This is a genomic window from Corynebacterium sp. MSK008, from assembly GCF_030232585.1.
Classification (GTDB): Bacteria; Actinomycetota; Actinomycetes; order Mycobacteriales; family Mycobacteriaceae; genus Corynebacterium.
The window spans coordinates 59,475-77,481 of the sequence record NZ_JASPJX010000013.1 but is presented as its reverse complement, the minus strand read 5'-3'; the positions used below and the strand labels follow the sequence as shown (position 1 = coordinate 77,481).

The window sequence follows — 18,007 nt, the reverse complement described above, 5'->3', positions numbered from 1 at the left end:
TGACGCGACTGACCTGTCAAGGATCACGACGCCTTCCGCAGGCACACCCCGTCAAATATGTCGTGACTTCAGACACTCTCTGGGGCGCAAATGGGGGTTTCGAAGAATCTCGTTTGATTGTTCGAACAATTCCCCATGTGAAAACGCCCTTACCTGCAAAAATAGGTAGGATGTTTCTGTTTGCGTGAAACCGAGTTTCGGACTTTTGTTACCGATTAGCAGCCGAATATCGCTGATTTACTCTTCTCGCTGATCGCCTTGCCGCCACACTTTGCGGGTGGCGGTTGTAGGGGGCGAAGCCGATTTTCTAAGCGACCTGTGGTGGAGCGTTCGCGTGTTGAATCTCCGAGAGAAACTCATCAGTCACGCGACGTGTTTCAGGTGGCGTGGGTGGTTTCGGTTTAATGTCGAAGTTGATAACCGGCCTATGCAGGTATCGCTTAATTAGTCCGACATTGACGCTGACAGCTCCCAAAGCGACGAAAACAGCGTTCGCGGCGAATCCGCGAATCATCCTCGTCGTCTGACCACTGCGGGTTGTAAGAGGGGCCACAAGGTAGAACGTGTGTGCTATTCTATGGTGGGGGAATCACACTGTTGTGAGATAATCAAATCGGTTCGGTCTATCCCCCAGAAAAGGTGACAGATGACCCAAGCAAACAACCCGAAGTCGAACCCCAGCCTTTCATGGTTCGACAAAATTCAAAACGACATCGCTAGCAGTGCCGGAATCCTCGCAAGCTCAACAGCCCTCGCACAACAAGCCGCAGAACTTAGTGCCTCGATGCAACTCGCCACGAAACCATTCATCGAATTCGAAAGTAGCGGAGCGATGCAGATGCTCAAACAAGCTCAAGAGGCCGCCAACCGTGTATCCGTCAATTTGAAGATGTATGACGACCAGACACTCAAAATTGCCGAAGCGATGAGAAACAGTACGGCCGTCGGAATCGACCCACAGAAATGGCAGCAGATTACTGGGTTAACGACTTCGATTGATGCTGTAACGAAGTTCAATATGCCACTGGCGAACATTTCCGCCCTCACTGAAGCAAGCAGAATTGTTCCTCCACCAAGCATGTTCGAGGGAATTAACATGCCCGCAATGGACCATGTCACAATCGCTGGGAAAACCTTCGTCGAAAAAGCGATGGTTCCAAAGGGGCTTACTGAATCTATCGAGCTAGCAACCAAGCACCTCACCGCCTCTCAGCAGCTGCTCGAACAGATGCAGAATGTGTCAACAGGGATGAAGGCGGCCCTGGAGGGAACTTCCGTAGCTTTGCCCGGTTTCGAGAAGTACTTAGAAGTGTCAAAAATCGTTGGTGAACACTACAGACCGCCGAATATTGACAGCGTTCTACGTGGTTTCGAACAGCTCGAACAAGAACTCAACCTCGACATCCCAGTTGAAACCACTGACGATATTGACGACTTGGTTGAAGATGCCAAAGCCATTGAATTCGTTGAAAACCAGATCACCGAAAACGGGGCTCTTAAGCCTTCGATTTCGCAGGTCCTGTTCGGCTTCGACATTAACGACATCACAACCGACCAACGAAACAGCTTGTTTGCTTTCGGAGGATCTGTCGCGGTTTATCTTTACGAGACTCTCGGGACATTGCTTGACGAAAATGTCACCGCCGCTCGCTTCTTTGCGGTTGCAATCATCTTCTTTCTCCCCGTCTACAACACGGCAATGGTCGCGGATGCCGAGATTGCTAAGGGTCCGTCTGCCGCTTGAGAAGGAATCAGCCGAGTACCCGTCCATGAAAAAGGTTTTCTACCTGCGTAATCTTCTGTGTGCTCGCAGACTGTTCCTTGTACTCCAACACCATTTCGTAGCGTCATTGGAATGAACCCAATTGACGCATACACCCAACCCCCAATATCCGTTCCGGCCCACGTGTGGGCAGAAATCGGCCCGACAGTCTGCGAGATAGTCGCCTCCTACTGCACCAACGACCCACTACCTGGGCACAGCCAGTTCAAAGCACTCAGAGCCGCCGTGACAAAACACATCGCCTATTGCTTCGAAATGGGCTAAGACATTGACTACGGATACATCTTCGATGACGAAATCATCGAGCAATCCGTCAGAAGCGATTCCAACACCCCGCGAGCGTCGATGGGAACGATGCGACGCAACTTGAAGAACGTAGCCAATGAACTCAACCCTGATTTTGACGGCCCAAGGATGTATCACCGCTAAGAAAGAAGCGAACCCAACCCGCCCTACACGGATAAAGAAGTGCACGACATATGGCAGTGGGCACAGGTGAAAAACAACGGCAAACGTACCCAGATGAAACGGCTCATCGTTGCCTGCGGACTCGGGGCAGGGCTTACAGCGTCAGAAGCAGGGCACTTGAGTGTTGCGACCGGCTAGTTGGTAGCGGTGTGGTGACTTTCGGGTAGCGGTTGAGTGGGTTTCCGGTAGCGGGGTTGGCGGTGGCGGGTGATGCTTTCGGGTGGTTGCACCACAGGGGTGTAGCCGGTTACCGGAAGGAGTCCGCTGATGACGGATTACCGGGCGGTGATGAAGCTGCTTGTGCAGCAGCGTTCGTACCGCCAGATTGAACAACAGCTGGGATGCTCCCACCGCGCGATTTCCCGGTCGAACCAGGTGCTTCGATCCCTCGGGATTCGCACTATCGACCAGGTGTTGGCGTTGACGGATGATGAGCTCGACGAGTTATTCGTCGATGGGCGCAGCACAGGCCAGGGCGAGTTCGTCCCTATCGATTTCGATGCGGTGGTCAAAGCCCGCACCGGGCGTAACAAGCAGACACTGCAAGTGCTGTGGGCTCGCTACACCACCACACCTGCGTTACCCGGCCAGCTCCATTACAGCTACGACCGGTTTCGCCAGTTGGTGGCGTCCCATGTCGATGCGGCCGGTTTGACCGCACGCATCACCCACACACCGGGGCACACCATGCAGGTGGATTGGGCAGGCGCCAAGATGCGCCTGTTCGACCCTTATGGCGCACCGGGGGTCAAGGTCAGCGTGTTTGTCGCCTCAATGCCGTATTCCGGGATGATTTTTGCCCTCGCATGTCCGGATGAGCACCAGCATTCCTGACTTGATGCCCACCACCACGCGTTCGCCTACTTCGGGGGCGTGCCTGAGGTTGTGGTGCCGGATAATGCCTCGACTGCGTCGAACGCGATCAGCGCGGCGGATCGAAACCGCAAGGTCAACGACACCTACGAGCAGTTTTTGGAGCATTACAACACCGCAGCGCTGCCCACGAGGTCGAAACGGCCGAAAGACAAAGCCAATGTCGAAGCCGCAGTCAAGATCGTCACCCACAAGGTCATCCACGCACTCGATGGTCACCAGTGCGTCGACCTTGACGAACTCAACTCGCGAATTCAGCAGTTGGTTGACCAGATCAACCAGGCGGTGCCGTTTCGTCACCAGCAGTCAAGCCGCAAAGACATTTTCGATGCGCATGAAAGACACCTTTTGACAGCACTTCCCGACACCCCGTGGCAGCGCACCGAGTGGAAACGCGCCAAGATCGCTCCAGATTTCCACATCACCGTAGCCAGCGTGCGGTACTCCGTGCCGCACCAGCTCGTTGGCCGCACTGTCGATGTGCGCATCACCGGGCAAGTGCTCACGGTCTTCGATGGTGGCCGTGCCGTTACAACCCACACGCTTTCCCACACCCGCGGGGCGTATGTCACCGATGCCGATCACATCCCGGCGAGCATGGATCACACCCAGGGCCTGTGGACGAGCGATTACTTCCTGCGCGAAGCCCAAAAAATCGGCCCGGCGACACGCACCGTCATCGAGGAAATGATCGCGGCGAAAGCAATCCCGGCCCAGGCGTACCAATCGTGCAGAAACGTGCTGTCAATGGGCAAACACGCCAACAAGCCCGTGCTGGAAGAAGCATGCCAGCGCCTGGTCTCCTCCGACGGGACCCGCCGGGCAGTGTCCTACACCGCGGTCAAAAACATGATGGCCGCCGTACGCAAAGAAGCCGCAACCCGACCACACGGCTTCGACCAACAGTCACCGGCCACACCCGCACATCCGGATCGCACGTCCGCCGCTGCCACACGCGACACCAGCGGCGCCTACCTCGGTGGTGCAGCACAGTTCAGCCTGGACAACCTCATCAAGAAAGGAACCACAACACCATGACCCCACCGACCCCGCCGCAAGAGCGCTTCCTCGACGAATCCGTCCTCGCGGACTTCACAGCGATGCGCATGACAGCCTTCGGCAAAAGCGTCATCGACATCGCCAACGACCCAGCCTTCGACACGTGGACCTTCTCACAAAAGGTGCTCTACGCACTCGACAAAGAAGTCGCGGCCAGACGCGAACGCCGCATCAACAAACTGCTCAAGGCATCACGATCGCCAAACCCCGATGCCTGTCTCGAAGACGTCGTCTACGCGCCTGACCGCAACATCAACCCAGAACAAGTCAGCCGACTCGCTCACGGACAATGGTGCCACCTGGGCCAAAACATTGTCATCTTGGGCAAATCCTCAGTCGGCAAGACCTACCTCGCCCAAGCACTGATCACCGCAGCATGTCGCAACGACTACTCCGCCAGGTTCTACCGCACCGACATGCTTGCCGCGCACTTCGCAGTGATGCCACTCGACGACCCAGCCCGGCTCAAACTCACCCGCGAGTTGATCAGCGTCGACGTGTTAGTCCTCGACGACTTCCTCACCACCCCAGTCGATGCCACCACCGCACACCTGCTCTTCAACATTCTCTCCGAACGAGAAGGCAGCCGATCAACAATCGTGACCTCACAGTTCACCCCGCAAGACTGGTACAGATCCATCCCGGACGCCGTCATCGCCGAATCCATCCTCAACCGACTCATCGTCGGCGCCGAGATCATCACCCTCGAAGGACCAAACATGAGACTGGAAACTAACCAGTAACACACAAACGCCTGAGCAGGGACCGCTACCGGATCCCCACTCAGGCGCTACCACAAACTCACCACACCGCTACCATTTCAATCTTCTAAACACTTGAGGTACGGGGATATAGAGATTGATGATCTTGGGGTGCAGCTTCATCTGCCGGAAAGAACCGTGCCAGTGCTTGCAGAATGGGACGCTGCACTTAGGGATAGTAGGGCTGACTCACATAGGTCGGGTGAGTTCCTCATTTACCCACGTTCGACAAGAAGGAACGATATTGTCTCCAAAAGCCTGAAAACGATAGGGACGCTTAGTGGGGTACAACCTCTTAACATGCGGCGAATGCGAACCACATGGATAGTGGGGCACCTTGAAAATCATGTTCCACATGTGGCGATCTGTGAAGCGGCAGGTGTCAAAACACTTGGGCTCTATGAGCGGTACCGTCCTGAAACCCCGAGCGTTGAGCGATACAGAACCTTGCTGCACCGAGCGCCCGTGGCAGAGCGTGGAGGTCTTGTGGTTGTTCGTTAGGAGTATTTGAGCCCCGCATCAAGGTGGTGCGGGGTTTCGTTGTGCGTGTAGTCGTGAGAGGAAAACTTAAAAACGGCGAGAGGGTGGATGGTCAGGATCGAGGCGAAATTGCTGGGTTTGGGATTGTTCGAATGTCCCCAAATTTTTTGGGGGTTTCGGTTAACTTTTGATTCATTTCAGGAAACTCCCCGAGGTCGACATTGCCTCTCTTGAAGGGGCTCACTATCTGCCCGTCCTAAAGCGAGGGCTCCGTGTCTGCACGGATGTCGCCGCCAGAGGGCTAGCTTGCGTTCTTTTGTCTCTAAATTTCCGAATGCGTTTACCCAGAAACGCACTTTTGGGATTGGGTTAGACTTTCCAATTGTCACGCGATTGGCATGGAGTTGACGGAGGCACGTTGTACGACGCCGTAAGGGATGCGTATGCAAAGCGCGCTCCCGAATACGTTGAAGCCTTGGGGTCCATTCAGAATATGAGTCCGCAAGACGTAGCACTCATTTCTGAATGGGGGAGAATGGTCAATGGTCCGGTGCTGGATGCGGGGTCGGGTCCCGGACACTGGACGGACCTACTGCGAACTTTGAAATGTGAAGTAGTCGGGCTAGATATGGTCCCAGAGTTCATTGAGATTGCGAAGAATAGATTTCCTTCCACCAACTTCGTTTTGGGCGGCTTGTCGAATCTGCCCCTTAAGGCCTCCAGTCTCGGAGGGATTCTTGCCTGGTACTCATTGATTCATTTGCGGCCAGATGACTGGGGCTTGGTTCTGGGCGAATTTGCTAGGACTCTTAGGCCAGGTGGATCTCTTCTTCTCGGAGCGTTTTTGGGGGAACAAGGGGCTCTGTTCGAGCACGCAATTACTGAGGCTTACTACTGGTCAGAGCTAGAGCTGCTAAAACAGTTGAAGTCGGCTGGCTTTCAAGCAATCTCTGTTCACTCTCGATGTGTGGTCGGCATTAGGCCGCATGTGGATGTTCTCGCACAGCGTTGTTAGATCGGGTCACCTGGAAAATCGTGTTCCAGGTGTTGCGATCTGTGAAGCGGCAAGCGTCAAAACACTTGGGCTCTATGTGCACAGGGCATCGGTAGGGGAACGTGGTGAGCTTGTGGTTGTCCGCTGAAAGACCAACGGGCCTGCACCTTTGGTTTTATGGGGCATCGTTATCCGTTGAACCGTGAGATGAGAACTCAAAAAACAGTGAGAGGGGGACTAGTCAGGATGGACGCGAACTAGCTGGGTTGGGGATTGTTCGAATGTCCTCCATTGCCGGGTAGAGGCGTTCATTGGTTTTTGCTCTCTGAGGCAAGTCGCGCGTAGACGAGGGTGTCAGTCCATTCACCCTTGCTGTACCAATCCTGGACGTGATGCGCTTCGAGCCGAAGCCCTACGCGGCGGGCGAGTGCTGCTGAGGCATTATTGCGTGCATCCATCTGTGCCGTGATTCGGTGGACGCGATAGTGGTCAAACCCGAGGTCAAGGACCGCTCGGACGGCTTCGCTGGCGAACCCTTGCCCGCCAAACTCTGGGTTCAGAACCCATCCGATTTCACCCTGGCGGTGCTCCTTATCGGTGAGCCACAGTGCGACGTCGCCGATAGGTGCGCCGTCATGCTCGATGACCAGTGCAAGCGCCCCGGCCTCGTCGTCGAGGCCGGTCTTGGCTAGTCGCTCGCCGAGCTTCTCGCGGGTGACTTCCGCGGTCCACGGCTCGTCCAACAGGTATCGGGCAACGTCAGGTCGTGAATAAAGGTTGTGGAGCCAACCGGCATCGCCTGGTGCATGGAGTCGGAGCTGGAGCCGTTCCGTTATCAACGGCCACTGGTGGGCAGGCGCGAGGTCGCGCTGATAATGGAGCAACTCCTCATGTCGTTCCGCGGGCGTGGTTCCTACGCTTAGCCCGGTCTCACGGAATCCTGCGCTGGTCAAACACCGCTGGGAGAGCTTGTTCTCTGGAAGCGTGCGTGCCGTCAAAGCCCGAAGTCCACAGTCGCGGGCGAAGCGCGATGCCAATTCCAGTCCCCGGCGGGCGTGTCCATTTCCTCGCCCATCGGGATGGATCCAGAACCCGACCTCGGCGGCCTCGGAGTTGACGTCGAAAAGTACTAGGGAGCCCACGAACTGGTTCGTCTCGGCGTCGGCGAGTGCGAGGACCGCCAGCGTGCCGGACGAGAGACCCGCCGCGATCTCTCCGCGGATTAACCGTCGCACAGATTCGGGGGTGTAGTCGGGTTCGGGTAAGTGGCCGAAGCGCAGCACGGCCTCATCTTTGGTTCCGCTTGCGTACGCGTCCGCGTCCAGCTCGGACAGGGCCCGCAGGCGAGTGCCCTCATGGGCGATAGGGAGCTTCGTGGCATCCAGCATGGTGCAAACCTAACATAGGACGGATAGTCGATGCAGGCATGTTTGGTTAGCCTGGTGGGGTGAGCTACTGGGAACACCGCAAACCTGTGCAACGCCACCGCGCCGTGGACATCGCGGAGATTGCAAGGGTCTCGGTGAGACTGCTGGATGAAGGTGGATTGAGAGCCCTTACCCTCAGGGCTGTGGCGCAGAAGGTGGAGGTCGCTCCAGCCAGCTTGTATTCCCGCGTGGAATCAGTCGACGACCTGTTTGACCTCGCCCTCGACACAGCGCTTGCAGACGATCCGGTGATGAACGAGTCAATCCGGAACGCCGACCTGCCTACCCTGATGCAAGATTTCTTCTCGCATCTCACGGCCCACCGGTGGGCAGGTCAAGTAATTGGGATGCGGGCGCCCAGGGGCCCTGCTTACTTGGCGTTTTCCGAGCGTATGTGCGTGCTGCTCGAGCAAGCGGACACTCCGGATCCGTTGGGGACTTCCTACCGGTTATCAAACCTAGTGATCGGGGCCGCCCTGACGGCTCCCATGGCGCCCGACGAAAAGCGCGTTGCCATCGACCCCGAGCAGGCCCCGACCTATGCGCGCCTGCATGCGGCGCACCACATTAGCCCACGCGAGATCCTCTCCGAGGGCATCTCGGCACTTCTGTCTTGAGGGGACTTCTGAATCCCGAACTACCGGTTGAACGGTGGGGAGACCCACGTGAACGGCCGGTCCAGAAGGGTGGTGCCGAGCTTGGAGGGGGTCAGCTCGAAGGCGTCGGCGGTGCCGTCGATAGGCGAAAGCTCGAGGCCATCGCCCTCAGCGCGCCAGGTGAACTCCAGCGTTTCCTCGATGGCGCCGCGCGGTGCGGCGTTGACGCCGTCGTCGGTCATGGGGGCGGTGAGCTGGATAATCACCCGGTCGCCGTCGAGGGTGTAAAAGCCTTCCTGGAGGTCGCCGGAGGCTCGCCGTAAGGTTACGAGCCCATGGAAGGAGCCCTCGGGGGTTTCGGCGCCCTCCACCCGGTAGAAGCTGCCGGCCGCGGGGCCGTCGATGGAGCCGAAAGCGATCTTCGCCCAGCGCTGGTCGTCGGACAATGCGGGAGCCGCCTCGATGTCGCCGCCGGACACCGCATACAGGCCGGAGAGCTCGGTGCCGTCCCGGTCAAGCGCCTTCGGGATGCCGGCGAATATGGCAAACCCGCCCGCACCGAGTGCGACCACGGCGGCCAGGGCGGGGAAGAAACGGGTCACGCGGTGGACTTTCTCGTTGGTGATCACCTGCGGTGCCTCGACGGCCTCTGTCGCGCGTCCCGCGAGGAAGCGGAACAGCCGCGGCAGCCACGGCGCCAGCACCAGCAGGTACAGCAGCGCCTGGAGGGCCGAAGGGATCTTCACGGGCACGTCGAACGTCATGTTTAAAAGCCACACCACGGCCAGATCAATGAAGCCGATTAGCCCGCCGAGCCAGGCGGTGCGCCGCCACAGCAGCAACAGGGCGGCGACGAATTCGGCCAGCCCCGCGAGGAACTGCACGACGGGGGAGAAGCCCATGAAGGTCCAAAGCAGCCCCATCGGGGACTTCTCGCCGAGGGTGATCAGCAGCTCCGGGAAGTCCGGCCGCGACATTTGCATCAGGCCGAGTTTGAACAGAGCGTACGGCATGAGCAGCGCAAATGCTGCCATGCGTACGACCCAGTGCAGCGCCCATCCGATCTGTTTCGTGTTCATGGGCGGCAGTCTAGCTAACATTGGCGGGGTGAAACCTCGGGCAGTTGTCGTCGGCGCTGGGCCCAACGGGCTCACGGCCGCCGCGCGCCTTGCGGCCAGCGGCTGGCGGGTGGAGGTGCTCGAGCGCTCGCGTGAGGTCGGGGGCGCGGCTGCGACGCAGATGCTTGACGACGCCACGCTGGTCGACCTCGGCGCCGCCTGCCACCCCTTCGGCGCCGCCAGCCCGGCCTTCCGGGCGCTGCAGTTGGAGGACTACGGGGTGCGCTGGCTGCGCGCGCCGTACGAGATGGCGCACCCGCTCGACGGCGGCGCGGCGATGCTGGCGGGCTCGTTGGAGGGCACCGCGGCGGGCCTTGGCGTCGACGGGAAAGCCTGGGTGCGGCTGCATAAGCCGGTGGTAGCGCGCGTGGACGACCTCCTTGAAGACGTGCTGGCGCCGATGCCGTGCGTGCCCCGCCATCCTTTCGCGCTGGCGCGGTTCGGCGCGCGCGGGCTGTGGCCGGCCACCGCGCTGGGGCGGGCCGCGCTGCGCACCGAGGAGGCCCGCGCCCTGTTCGCCGGCAGCGCGACGCACGCGATCACCTCGCCGTCGCGCCCGCTGACCGGGGCGTTCGGGCTGCTGTTCGGGGCGCTCGGCATGACGCGCGGGTGGCCGGTGGCGGAAGGCGGCTCGGGTGAGGTCACGGCAGCGCTGCGCCGGATCGTCGAGGAGCATGGGGGCGTGGTGCGCTGCGGCGAGGAGGTCCGCGCCCTGCCCGATGCGGACGCGGTGATCCTCAACCTCACGCCCAAGCAGGTGCTGCCCATTGGCGGCGCCGCCCTGCCTGCGCGCCGCGCCCGGTCGATGCGCCGGTGGCGTTACGGCCCGGGCGTGCACAAGGTGGACTTCCTGCTGGGCGCCCCGGTGCCGTGGGCCGATCCCCGGGTGGGGAAGGCGGCCACGGTGCACGTCGGCGGCACCGCGGAAGAGATCGTGCGCGCCGAGCGGGACGTGGCCAACGGGATCATGCCCGAGCGCCCCTTCGTGATGGCGGCGCAGCAGTACGCCGCCGACCCCTCGCGCGGGCTGGTGCTGTGGACCTACGCCCACGTCCCGCACGGCTACCGGGAGCGCTACCCGGGCGAGGTGGCGCAGCGGATCACAGCCCAGATCGAGCGGTTCGCGCCGGGCTTCCGGGCGGTGGTGAGAGACACAGTCGAGACGCCGCCGCAAGAACTGGAGGCGTGGAACCCCAACCTCGTCGGCGGCGACATCGCGGGCGGTGCCATGGACGGCGCCCAGCTGCTCATACGCCAGCCGCACCGGCTGCGCAAGGGGCTGTACCTGGCCTCCGCGTCGACGGCGCCGGGCGCCGGGGTGCACGGCATGCCCGGGTGGTGGGCCGCCGAGGCGGCGCTGCGCGACTTCGGGGCTACTCCTCGCCGGTGAGCTCCCGCAGCTTCGCGCGCACCGCGGAGGCCTCAGGGTTGGTGGCGTGGGTGCCGTCGGAGTAGAGCACGGTGGGCACGATGCGGTTGCCGTCGTTGACGGACTCGATCCAGGCGTTGACCTCGTCCATGCCGTCGGCGTCCACGTCGACCAGGTCGTAGGGGGTCTCGGTGCGGTCGAGGCGCTCGCGCAGCTTGCGACAGAACGGGCACCACTCCGCGGCGAAGATGGTCACGTGCGAGGAGGTCTCAGGTGCGGCAACGGTCATGTCAAACCCTTTCAAAACGTTGGAACTTGTAGCGCAGGCCGGTCGTGGACGTCTGCCACTGCCCGTCGCGGACCAGCTCGAAGGCGTCGTCGATGCGGGGCGCGTGGACGGCTTTGCTTGCGGGGAGGTCCGGATGGACGTCGATAAGTGTGCGCTCGATGACATCAACCTCGTCGAGGGTGGCTTCGTAGACCTGGGCGCCGCCGATGATCCACGCGTCCGACTCCAGGTCCGGGATGTCGCGGCATACCGACGCGCCGTCCGACCACTCATCGTCCTCGCGCGAGGACAGCACGATGTTTTTGCGGCCCGGCAGGGGGCGCACGGGCAGCGACTCCCAGGTGCGCCGCCCCATGATGATGGGGCTGCCCAGGGTGGTCTCCTTGAAGTGCTTCAGGTCCTCGGGCAGGTGCCACGGCATGCCGGCGCCGTCGCCGATGACGCCGTCGAGGCTTTGCGCCCAGATCGCGCCCAGGGTCATACGGACACCTCCGCCTTGATAGTGGGGTGGGGGTCGTAGCCCTCGACCTCGATGTCGTCGAAGTCGTAGTCGAAGATCGACGCCGCCTTGCGCAGGCGCAGCTGCGGGTACTCGCGGGGTTCGCGGCTCAGCTGCTCGCGCACCTGGTCGAGGTGGTTGTTGTAGATGTGGCAGTCGCCGCCCGTCCAGATCAGCTCGCCGACCTCAAGGCCCGCCTGCTGCGCGAACATGTGGGTCAACAGCGCGTAGGAGGCGATATTGAACGGCACGCCGAGGAACATGTCGGCGGAGCGCTGGTACACCTGCATGCTCAAGCGGCCGTCGGCGACGTAGAGCTGGAACAGCAGGTGGCACGGCATCAGCGCCATCTTGTCTAGCTCGGCCACGTTCCAGGCGGAGACGAGGTTGCGGCGCGAATCCGGGTTCTCGCGCAGGGTGCGCAGGACCTCCTCGATCTGGTCGATGTGCCCGCCATCGGGGGTGGGCCAGGAGCGCCACTGCACGCCGTAGACCGGGCCGAGCTCGCCGTCGTCGTCGGCCCACTCGTTCCAGATGCGCACCCCGTTGTCCTGCAGCCAGCGCACGTTGGAGTCGCCGCGCAAAAACCACAGCAGCTCGCCGACGACGCCCTTGAAGTAGACTTTCTTCGTGGTCAGCAGGGGAAAGGACTCGGACAAGTCGTAGCGGATCTGGCGGCCGAACACGCTGCGGGTGCCGGTGCCGGTGCGGTCGCCCTTCTCGGCGCCGTTTTCCAACACGTCGCGCAGCAGGTCCTCGTACGGGGTGGAAATCACTTGGCTACTCCTTCAAAGGTGCCGTGCTCGTCGTGGTAGCGGGCGGCGGCCTCCAGAATGTCGTCGGCGAGTTCGGGCCGGCAGATCACAATATCGGGGATGTAGGTGTCGGCGTTGTTGTAGCGCAGCGGGGTGCCGTCGAGGCGTGAGGCGTGCAGCCCCGCCGCGAGCGCGACACCCACCGGCGCGGCCTGGTCCCACTCGTACTGGCCCCCGGCGTGGACGTAGGCGTCGTAGTCGCCGAGCAGCACGTGCATCGCCTTCGCGCCCGCGGAGCCCACCGGTTGGACTTCAAAACCCAAGGCTTGGGCGACATGCTTCGCGACGGCCGGGGGCCTGTTCCTAGACATCGCCACCTTGCCCGCGAACGGCCCGGAGACGTGGCGGACATCCGACGACTTGAACACGACACCCAAATCCGGCAGGCCCACCGCGGCGTGGGTGGGCACCCCGTCCTCCACGAGGGCTACGTGCACCGCCCAGTCCTGGCGGCCGGTGGCGAACTCCTTCGTGCCGTCGAGCGGGTCGACGATCCAGACCCTGTCCTTAGACAGGCGGTCCTGGTTGTCGGCGGCTTCCTCCGACAGGAAGCCGTCCTCAGGCCTGTGCTGCGAAAGCACCCTGGAGATCCAGCTTTGGGCGAGCTCGTCGCCCGCCTCGCCGAGCTCGCGGCCCCGCAACAGGCCCACGCCGCGCACGCCCTTGAGGATCTCGCCGGTGCCCTCGGCGATGAGGTTGGTCAGCCGGGAATCCGAGTACTGAGCAGTCATGCACCCGACTCTACAGCTAAGGTTGGCGTGATGAACGCGCCGATCCTCAGCCGCTTCCACCCGCAGGTGGCCCAATGGTTCGGGGACGTCTTCGCCGCGCCGACCGCGGTGCAGGAAAAGGCGTGGCGCGCGATCTCCGACGGCGAAAACGCGCTGGTGGTCGCACCCACGGGCTCCGGTAAGACGCTCGCGGCGTTTCTGTGGTCGCTGAACTCTTTGGTGGAGCGCGCCGGGCAGCAAGCTTTGCCTATCGACGGAGCTTCCGCCTCCACCCACGGCGGCGTGCGAGTCCTTTACATCTCACCCCTGAAGGCGCTGGGCGTGGACGTGGAGAACAACCTGCGCGCGCCGCTGGCCGGCATCGCGCGGGTGGCGCAGAAGCTGGGCCGCGACATGCCGGACATCTCGGTCGGGGTGCGCTCGGGCGACACCCCGCAGTCCGAGCGCAACCGGCAGGTGCGCAAGCCCCCGGACATCCTGATCACCACGCCGGAGTCGCTGTATCTCATGCTCACCTCGAAGGCGGCGGGCATTTTGCAGACGGTGGACACGGTGATTGTGGACGAGATCCACGCCCTGGCCGGCACGAAGCGCGGCGTGCACCTGTCGCTCTCACTGGAGCGGCTGCGGCGGCTGGCGGGGGACTTCCAGCGCATCGGCCTGTCGGCCACGGTGCGCCCGATCGAGGCGGTGGCGAACTTCCTCGGGCCGAAGACCACCATCATCAACCCGCCGGCGGAGAAGCGCTGGCACCTGGACGTGCGGGTGCCCGTCGACGACATGAGCGACCTGCCGGTGCCGGAGGACGCCTCCACGATCGGCGACGCGGTCTTCGACGACGCGCTGGAAGAAGATCCGCCGCCGGGTGCGACCAACTCCATCTGGCCGCACATTGAGCGTTCCATCTACGACGAGGTGATGGCGCACCGCTCCACCATCGTGTTCGTCAACTCGCGCCGCACCGCCGAGCGGCTGACCAGCCAGCTCAACGAGCTGTGGGCAAAGGAGCACGACCCGGAGGCCCTGTCGCCTACAACGCGGCGCCCGCCGGCGCAGCTGATGAAGTCGGTGGACACCGCCGGCCACGCCGCCAACGTGATCGCCCGGGCCCACCACGGCTCGGTGTCCAAGGATGAGCGCGCCCAGACCGAAACCATGCTCAAAGAGGGCACCCTGCGCGCGGTGGTGTCCACCTCCTCGCTGGAGCTGGGCATCGACATGGGCGCGGTGGACCTGGTTGTCCAGGTGGAATCGCCGCCGTCGGTGGCCTCCGGCCTGCAGCGCGTGGGTCGCGCCGGGCACACCGTCGGCGCGGTCTCCGAAGGCACCTTCTACCCGAAGCACCGCTCCGACCTGGTGCAAACGGCGGTGACGGTGCCGCGGATGCGCGAGGGGCTCATCGAGGAGCTGCACACCCCGCGCAGCCCCCTGGACGTGCTGGCGCAGCAGACCGTGGCGGCGGTGGCGGTGGAAGACCTCGACGTCGACGAGTGGTACGACACGGTGCGCCGCGCCTGGCCCTACAGGGATCTGGCGCGCGAGGTGTTCGACTCGGTGATCGACCTGGTCATCGGCATCTACCCGTCCACGGACTTCGCGGAGCTGCGCCCCCGCGCCATCCTCGAGGGCACCACCCTCAAGGCCCGCCCCGGCGCCCAGCGGGTCGCGGTGACCAACGCCGGCACCATCCCGGACCGCGGCATGTTCGGAGTGTTCTTGCTCGCAGGCTCGCAAGAAGGAGAAAGGGCGCCCCGCCGCGTCGGCGAGCTCGACGAGGAGATGGTCTACGAGTCCCGCGTCGGCGACGTGTTCACCCTCGGCGCCTCCTCCTGGCGCATCGAGAACATCACCCGCGACCAGGTCCAGGTCTCACCCGCGCCGGGGCACACCGGCCGCCTGCCGTTCTGGACCGGCGACGGGCTGGGCAGGCCCTACGAGCTGGGCAAGGCGCTGGGTGCGTTTCGTCGAGAAGCAAAAAGCTCCTTGGATGCGAGCCTGGACGAGCGGGCGCGGACCAACCTGCTGCAATACCTCGACGAGCAGGAGGAGGCCACCGGCATCCTCCCGGACGAGAAAACCCTGGTGCTCGAGCGGTTCACCGACGAGCTGGGGGACTGGCGCGTGGTGCTGCACACCCCGTTTGGCAAGGGCGTCAACGCGGCGTGGGCCCTGGCCACCGGGTGGCGGGTCGCGCAGGAGACCGGCATGGACGCCCAGGCGGTCGCGGGCGACGACGGCATCGTGCTGCGCCTGCCGCAAGGCGACAAGGAGCCGGACGGGGCGATCTTCCAATTCGACGCCGACGAGATCGCCGACATCGTCACCGAGCAGGTGGGCAACTCGGCCCTGTTCGCCTCCCGGTTCCGCGAGTGCGCCGCGCGCGCCCTGCTGCTGCCGCGGCGCAACCCCGGCAAGCGCGCGCCGCTGTGGCAGCAGCGCCAGCGCGCCGAGCAGTTGTTGGACGTGGCCCGCAACTATCCGTCGTTTCCGATCATCCTGGAGACGGTGCGCGAATGCCTCCAGGACGTCTACGACCTGCCCGCCCTGCAGGAGGTCATGCGGGATGTGAACACGCGCCGGGTGCGCATCGCCGAGGTGACCACGGACCAGCCGAGCCCGTTCGCGTCCTCGCTGCTGTTCAACTACACCGGCGCGTTCATGTACGAGGGCGACACCCCGCTGGCGGAGAAGCGGGCCGCGGCGCTGTCGCTGGATCCGTCGCTGCTGGCCAAGCTGCTCGGCACCGTGGAGCTGCGGGAACTGTTGGACGGCGACATCATCGCGGAGGTGGACGCGTCGCTTCGCCGGCTCGGGCGCGCCGAAACCTCGGAGCAGTTCGCCGACACCCTGCGCATCGTGGGGCCCGTGCCTATCGACGAGCTCCGCCTCCACACCGCGGTTCCCCTCGAGTCCTTGGAGCAGGCCCTGGGGGCGCGGATGATGCGGGTGCGCATCGGCGGGCGCGAGCACGTCGCCCAAGCCCTGGACGCGCCCCTGCTTCGCGACGGCCTCGGCGTGCCCGTGCCGCCCGGCGTCGCCGCCCAGGTGCAGACCATCCCGGATGCTTTGGCGCAGTTGGTGGGCCGGTGGGTGCGCACCCGCGGCCCGTTCACCTTGCGAGATCTGGCCGACGCCTTCGGGCTCGCCGTCGGCGCGGCGCATTCGGCGCTGCAGCCGCTAGTGGACAACGACAAAGTCATCCCGGGCCGCTACCGGCAGGGCGTCGAGGAAGAGGAATACGTCGCGGCCGAGGTGCTGCGGATCATCCGGTCGCGCTCGCTGGCGGCGGCGCGCGCCCAAACTAGGCCGGTGTCGCAGTCTGCTTATGCGCGATTCCTGCCGGCGTGGTCGAACGTCGCCCCGGTGGGCGTGACCCCGGCACTGCGGGGTGCCGACGGTGTCTACTCGGTGCTGGAGCAGCTCGCCGGGGTGCGGCTGCCCGCCAGCGCGTGGGAGTCCCACATCCTGCCGGCCCGGGTGGGCGACTACTCGCCGGTGATGCTCGACGAGCTCACCGCCTCCGGCGAGATCACCATCGTCGGCGCGGGCAAGGCGGGCGCGCGCGATCCGTGGATCATGCTGCTGCCCGCGGACTACGCCGCGCAACTGATGCCGCAGGTGGACGAGCCGCTGCTGTCGCTCACCCAGTCCCAGGTGATGGAGAAGGTGCGCCGCGGAGGCGGGTTCCTGTTCGGCGACTTGCTCGAGCCCACCACCACGACCGAGGAGCTGCGCGAGGCCATGTGGGACCTGGTCGAGGCCGGCTTCCTCGCCCCCGACTCGTTCGCGCCGATCCGGGCGCGGCTTGCGGGTGGGAAGACGGCGCACAGGGCGCGCCGGAGGCCGTCGAGAAGCAGGGTGCGCTCGGGGCGGACCTCGTTCGCGGCGAGTGTGCCACCGGACATGGTGGGGCGGTGGTCGCTGACGCCGACGCCTGACGACGACGCGACCCGCCGGTCGGTGGCTCTGGGCGAGTCGCTGCTGGACCGCTACGGGGTGGTCACCCGCGGCTCCGTGGTCGCCGAGGACATCCTCGGCGGGTTCGCGCTGGCCTACAAGACCCTGTCCGGGTTCGAGGCGTCCGGCAAGGCGATGCGCGGCTACCTGGTGGAGGGGCTCGGTGCCTCGCAGTTTTCCACCCCGGCGACCATCGACCGGCTGCGCGGCCACCAGGATTCCGACGACGTGGTCGGCTGGCCTTCGGGGGCGCGAGAGCCGCACGTGCATGTGCTGGCGGCGACCGACCCGGCGAACCCCTACGGGGCGGCGTTGCCGTGGCCGGCGCAGGGGCCGACCCGCTCAGCTGGGGCGATGGTGGTGTTGGTGGATGGCCTTCTGGCGGCCCACGTCACCCGCGGCGGGAAGACGATGACCACGTTCTTCGACACTTTCCCGGACGGGGTTGGCGACCCGATGCCGTTGGTCGTTGGCGCGCTCACGGACGCGGTGCGGGCGGGCCGGATGCAGCCGCTGAGCGTGGAGAAGCTCGACGGCGGGCCGGCGTATTCGCTGAAGGAGTACGGGGCGACGGCGACCCACAAGGGCGCGAAGATCGGCGGGCGCGCCTCGGCGCCCCCGAAGCGGCGCGGGCGCAGCGTGGCGGAGGCGCTGGGCGAGCTCGAAGGCAGCGGCGACAGCGAAGGCAGGGGCTCAGGCGCGCGCGGCGGCACGCGCGACGGCGACGCGCGAGGTCCTGCCGAGGGCCTCACCTTTGACGATTAAAGGCGGCGATTAATTCAGGGTGC

The 18,007-nt window shown here is 63.8% G+C and carries 14 protein-coding genes; 8 read left to right on the top strand and 6 right to left on the bottom strand.

Going from position 1 to position 18,007, the window contains the following annotated elements:
- Positions 1 to 646: 646 nt before the first annotated feature.
- The 5 genes from QP996_RS10675 (at position 647) to QP996_RS11870 (ending at position 6,439) form a co-directional block, all read left to right on the top strand.
- Positions 647 to 1,744, top strand: coding sequence for a hypothetical protein (locus tag QP996_RS10675; RefSeq protein WP_284872588.1), 1,098 nt, complete (start codon positions 647 to 649; stop codon positions 1,742 to 1,744).
- Between the two features lie 774 nt (positions 1,745 to 2,518).
- Complete coding sequence (locus QP996_RS10670; RefSeq protein ID WP_284872587.1) at positions 2,519 to 3,085, top strand: Trp family transcriptional regulator; 567 nt, start codon at positions 2,519 to 2,521, stop codon at positions 3,083 to 3,085.
- A 39-nt stretch (positions 3,086 to 3,124) separates the two neighbouring features.
- Positions 3,125 to 4,162 (top strand): Mu transposase domain-containing protein, encoded by a 1,038-nt coding sequence (locus QP996_RS10665; RefSeq protein WP_284872586.1) that lies wholly within the window; start codon positions 3,125 to 3,127, stop codon positions 4,160 to 4,162.
- A complete protein-coding gene (locus tag QP996_RS10660; protein WP_284872585.1) occupies positions 4,159 to 4,926 on the top strand; it encodes an ATP-binding protein in 768 nt (255 codons plus the stop codon). The genes QP996_RS10665 and QP996_RS10660 overlap by 4 nt, the downstream gene beginning before the upstream one ends.
- A gap of 991 nt (positions 4,927 to 5,917) precedes the next feature.
- Entirely contained in the window at positions 5,918 to 6,439 is a 522-nt protein-coding gene (locus tag QP996_RS11870; protein WP_350309518.1) for a class I SAM-dependent methyltransferase, read from the top strand.
- 287 nt (positions 6,440 to 6,726) lie between these two features.
- Here QP996_RS11870 and QP996_RS10655 read toward each other — a convergent pair whose 3' ends face one another.
- Positions 6,727 to 7,806, bottom strand: a complete 1,080-nt coding sequence (locus tag QP996_RS10655; RefSeq protein WP_284872584.1) for a GNAT family N-acetyltransferase — start codon at positions 7,804 to 7,806, stop codon at positions 6,727 to 6,729.
- Positions 7,807 to 7,988: 182 nt separating this feature from the next.
- Between QP996_RS10655 and QP996_RS10650 the strand changes: the two genes are divergently transcribed.
- Complete coding sequence (locus QP996_RS10650) at positions 7,989 to 8,462, top strand: TetR/AcrR family transcriptional regulator (protein ID WP_350309517.1); 474 nt, start codon at positions 7,989 to 7,991, stop codon at positions 8,460 to 8,462.
- A 20-nt stretch (positions 8,463 to 8,482) separates the two neighbouring features.
- Here QP996_RS10650 and QP996_RS10645 read toward each other — a convergent pair whose 3' ends face one another.
- Positions 8,483 to 9,520, bottom strand: coding sequence for a hypothetical protein (locus tag QP996_RS10645; RefSeq protein ID WP_284872583.1), 1,038 nt, complete (start codon positions 9,518 to 9,520; stop codon positions 8,483 to 8,485).
- Here QP996_RS10645 and QP996_RS10640 point away from each other — a divergent pair.
- Entirely contained in the window at positions 9,519 to 10,949 is a 1,431-nt protein-coding gene (locus QP996_RS10640; protein ID WP_502870230.1) for a phytoene desaturase family protein, read from the top strand. The two genes, QP996_RS10645 and QP996_RS10640, sit on opposite strands and share 2 nt — an antisense overlap.
- Here the strand turns inward: QP996_RS10640 and QP996_RS10635 are convergent.
- The 4 genes from QP996_RS10635 to QP996_RS10620 are packed head-to-tail and all read right to left on the bottom strand — an operon-like array spanning position 10,933 to position 13,262.
- Positions 10,933 to 11,217 carry a mycoredoxin gene (locus tag QP996_RS10635; RefSeq protein ID WP_126858355.1) on the bottom strand — a complete coding sequence of 95 codons (285 nt, stop codon included), beginning with the start codon at positions 11,215 to 11,217 and terminating at the stop codon, positions 10,933 to 10,935. The genes QP996_RS10640 and QP996_RS10635 overlap by 17 nt on opposite strands.
- A gap of 1 nt (position 11,218) precedes the next feature.
- Positions 11,219 to 11,698, bottom strand: a complete 480-nt coding sequence (locus QP996_RS10630; RefSeq protein ID WP_284872581.1) for a dihydrofolate reductase — start codon at positions 11,696 to 11,698, stop codon at positions 11,219 to 11,221.
- On the bottom strand, positions 11,695 to 12,492 hold the full coding sequence (locus tag QP996_RS10625) for a thymidylate synthase (RefSeq protein ID WP_284872580.1): 798 nt from the start codon (positions 12,490 to 12,492) through the stop codon (positions 11,695 to 11,697). Before QP996_RS10625 ends, QP996_RS10630 begins: the two co-directional genes overlap by 4 nt.
- The gene (locus QP996_RS10620) at positions 12,489 to 13,262 is read right to left on the bottom strand and encodes a 3'(2'),5'-bisphosphate nucleotidase CysQ (protein ID WP_284872579.1); all 774 of its coding nucleotides are present in this window, start codon (positions 13,260 to 13,262) and stop codon (positions 12,489 to 12,491) included. The genes QP996_RS10625 and QP996_RS10620 overlap by 4 nt, the downstream gene beginning before the upstream one ends.
- Positions 13,263 to 13,292: 30 nt before the next feature.
- Between QP996_RS10620 and QP996_RS10615 the strand changes: the two genes are divergently transcribed.
- On the top strand, positions 13,293 to 17,984 hold the full coding sequence (locus tag QP996_RS10615) for an ATP-dependent helicase (RefSeq protein WP_284872578.1): 4,692 nt from the start codon (positions 13,293 to 13,295) through the stop codon (positions 17,982 to 17,984).
- Positions 17,985 to 18,007: the final 23 nt, after the last annotated feature.

Bases quoted from the DNA above. Each gene is read 5' to 3' on its own strand.
- QP996_RS10645 (WP_284872583.1), bottom strand. From the start codon at position 9,520: ATGAACACGAAACAGATCGGATGGGCGCTGCACTGGGTCGTACGCATG.
- QP996_RS10620 (WP_284872579.1), bottom strand. From the start codon at position 13,262: ATGACTGCTCAGTACTCGGATTCCCGGCTGACCAACCTCATCGCCGAG.
- QP996_RS10660 (WP_284872585.1), top strand. From the start codon at position 4,159: ATGACCCCACCGACCCCGCCGCAAGAGCGCTTCCTCGACGAATCCGTC.
- QP996_RS11870 (WP_350309518.1), top strand. From the start codon at position 5,918: ATGAGTCCGCAAGACGTAGCACTCATTTCTGAATGGGGGAGAATGGTC.
- QP996_RS10655 (WP_284872584.1), bottom strand. From the start codon at position 7,806: ATGCTGGATGCCACGAAGCTCCCTATCGCCCATGAGGGCACTCGCCTG.
- QP996_RS10630 (WP_284872581.1), bottom strand. From the start codon at position 11,698: ATGACCCTGGGCGCGATCTGGGCGCAAAGCCTCGACGGCGTCATCGGC.
- QP996_RS10670 (WP_284872587.1), top strand. From the start codon at position 2,519: ATGACGGATTACCGGGCGGTGATGAAGCTGCTTGTGCAGCAGCGTTCG.
- QP996_RS10675 (WP_284872588.1), top strand. From the start codon at position 647: ATGACCCAAGCAAACAACCCGAAGTCGAACCCCAGCCTTTCATGGTTC.
- QP996_RS10635 (WP_126858355.1), bottom strand. From the start codon at position 11,217: ATGACCGTTGCCGCACCTGAGACCTCCTCGCACGTGACCATCTTCGCC.
- QP996_RS10640 (WP_502870230.1), top strand. From the start codon at position 9,519: ATGGGCGGCAGTCTAGCTAACATTGGCGGGGTGAAACCTCGGGCAGTT.
- QP996_RS10615 (WP_284872578.1), top strand. From the start codon at position 13,293: ATGAACGCGCCGATCCTCAGCCGCTTCCACCCGCAGGTGGCCCAATGG.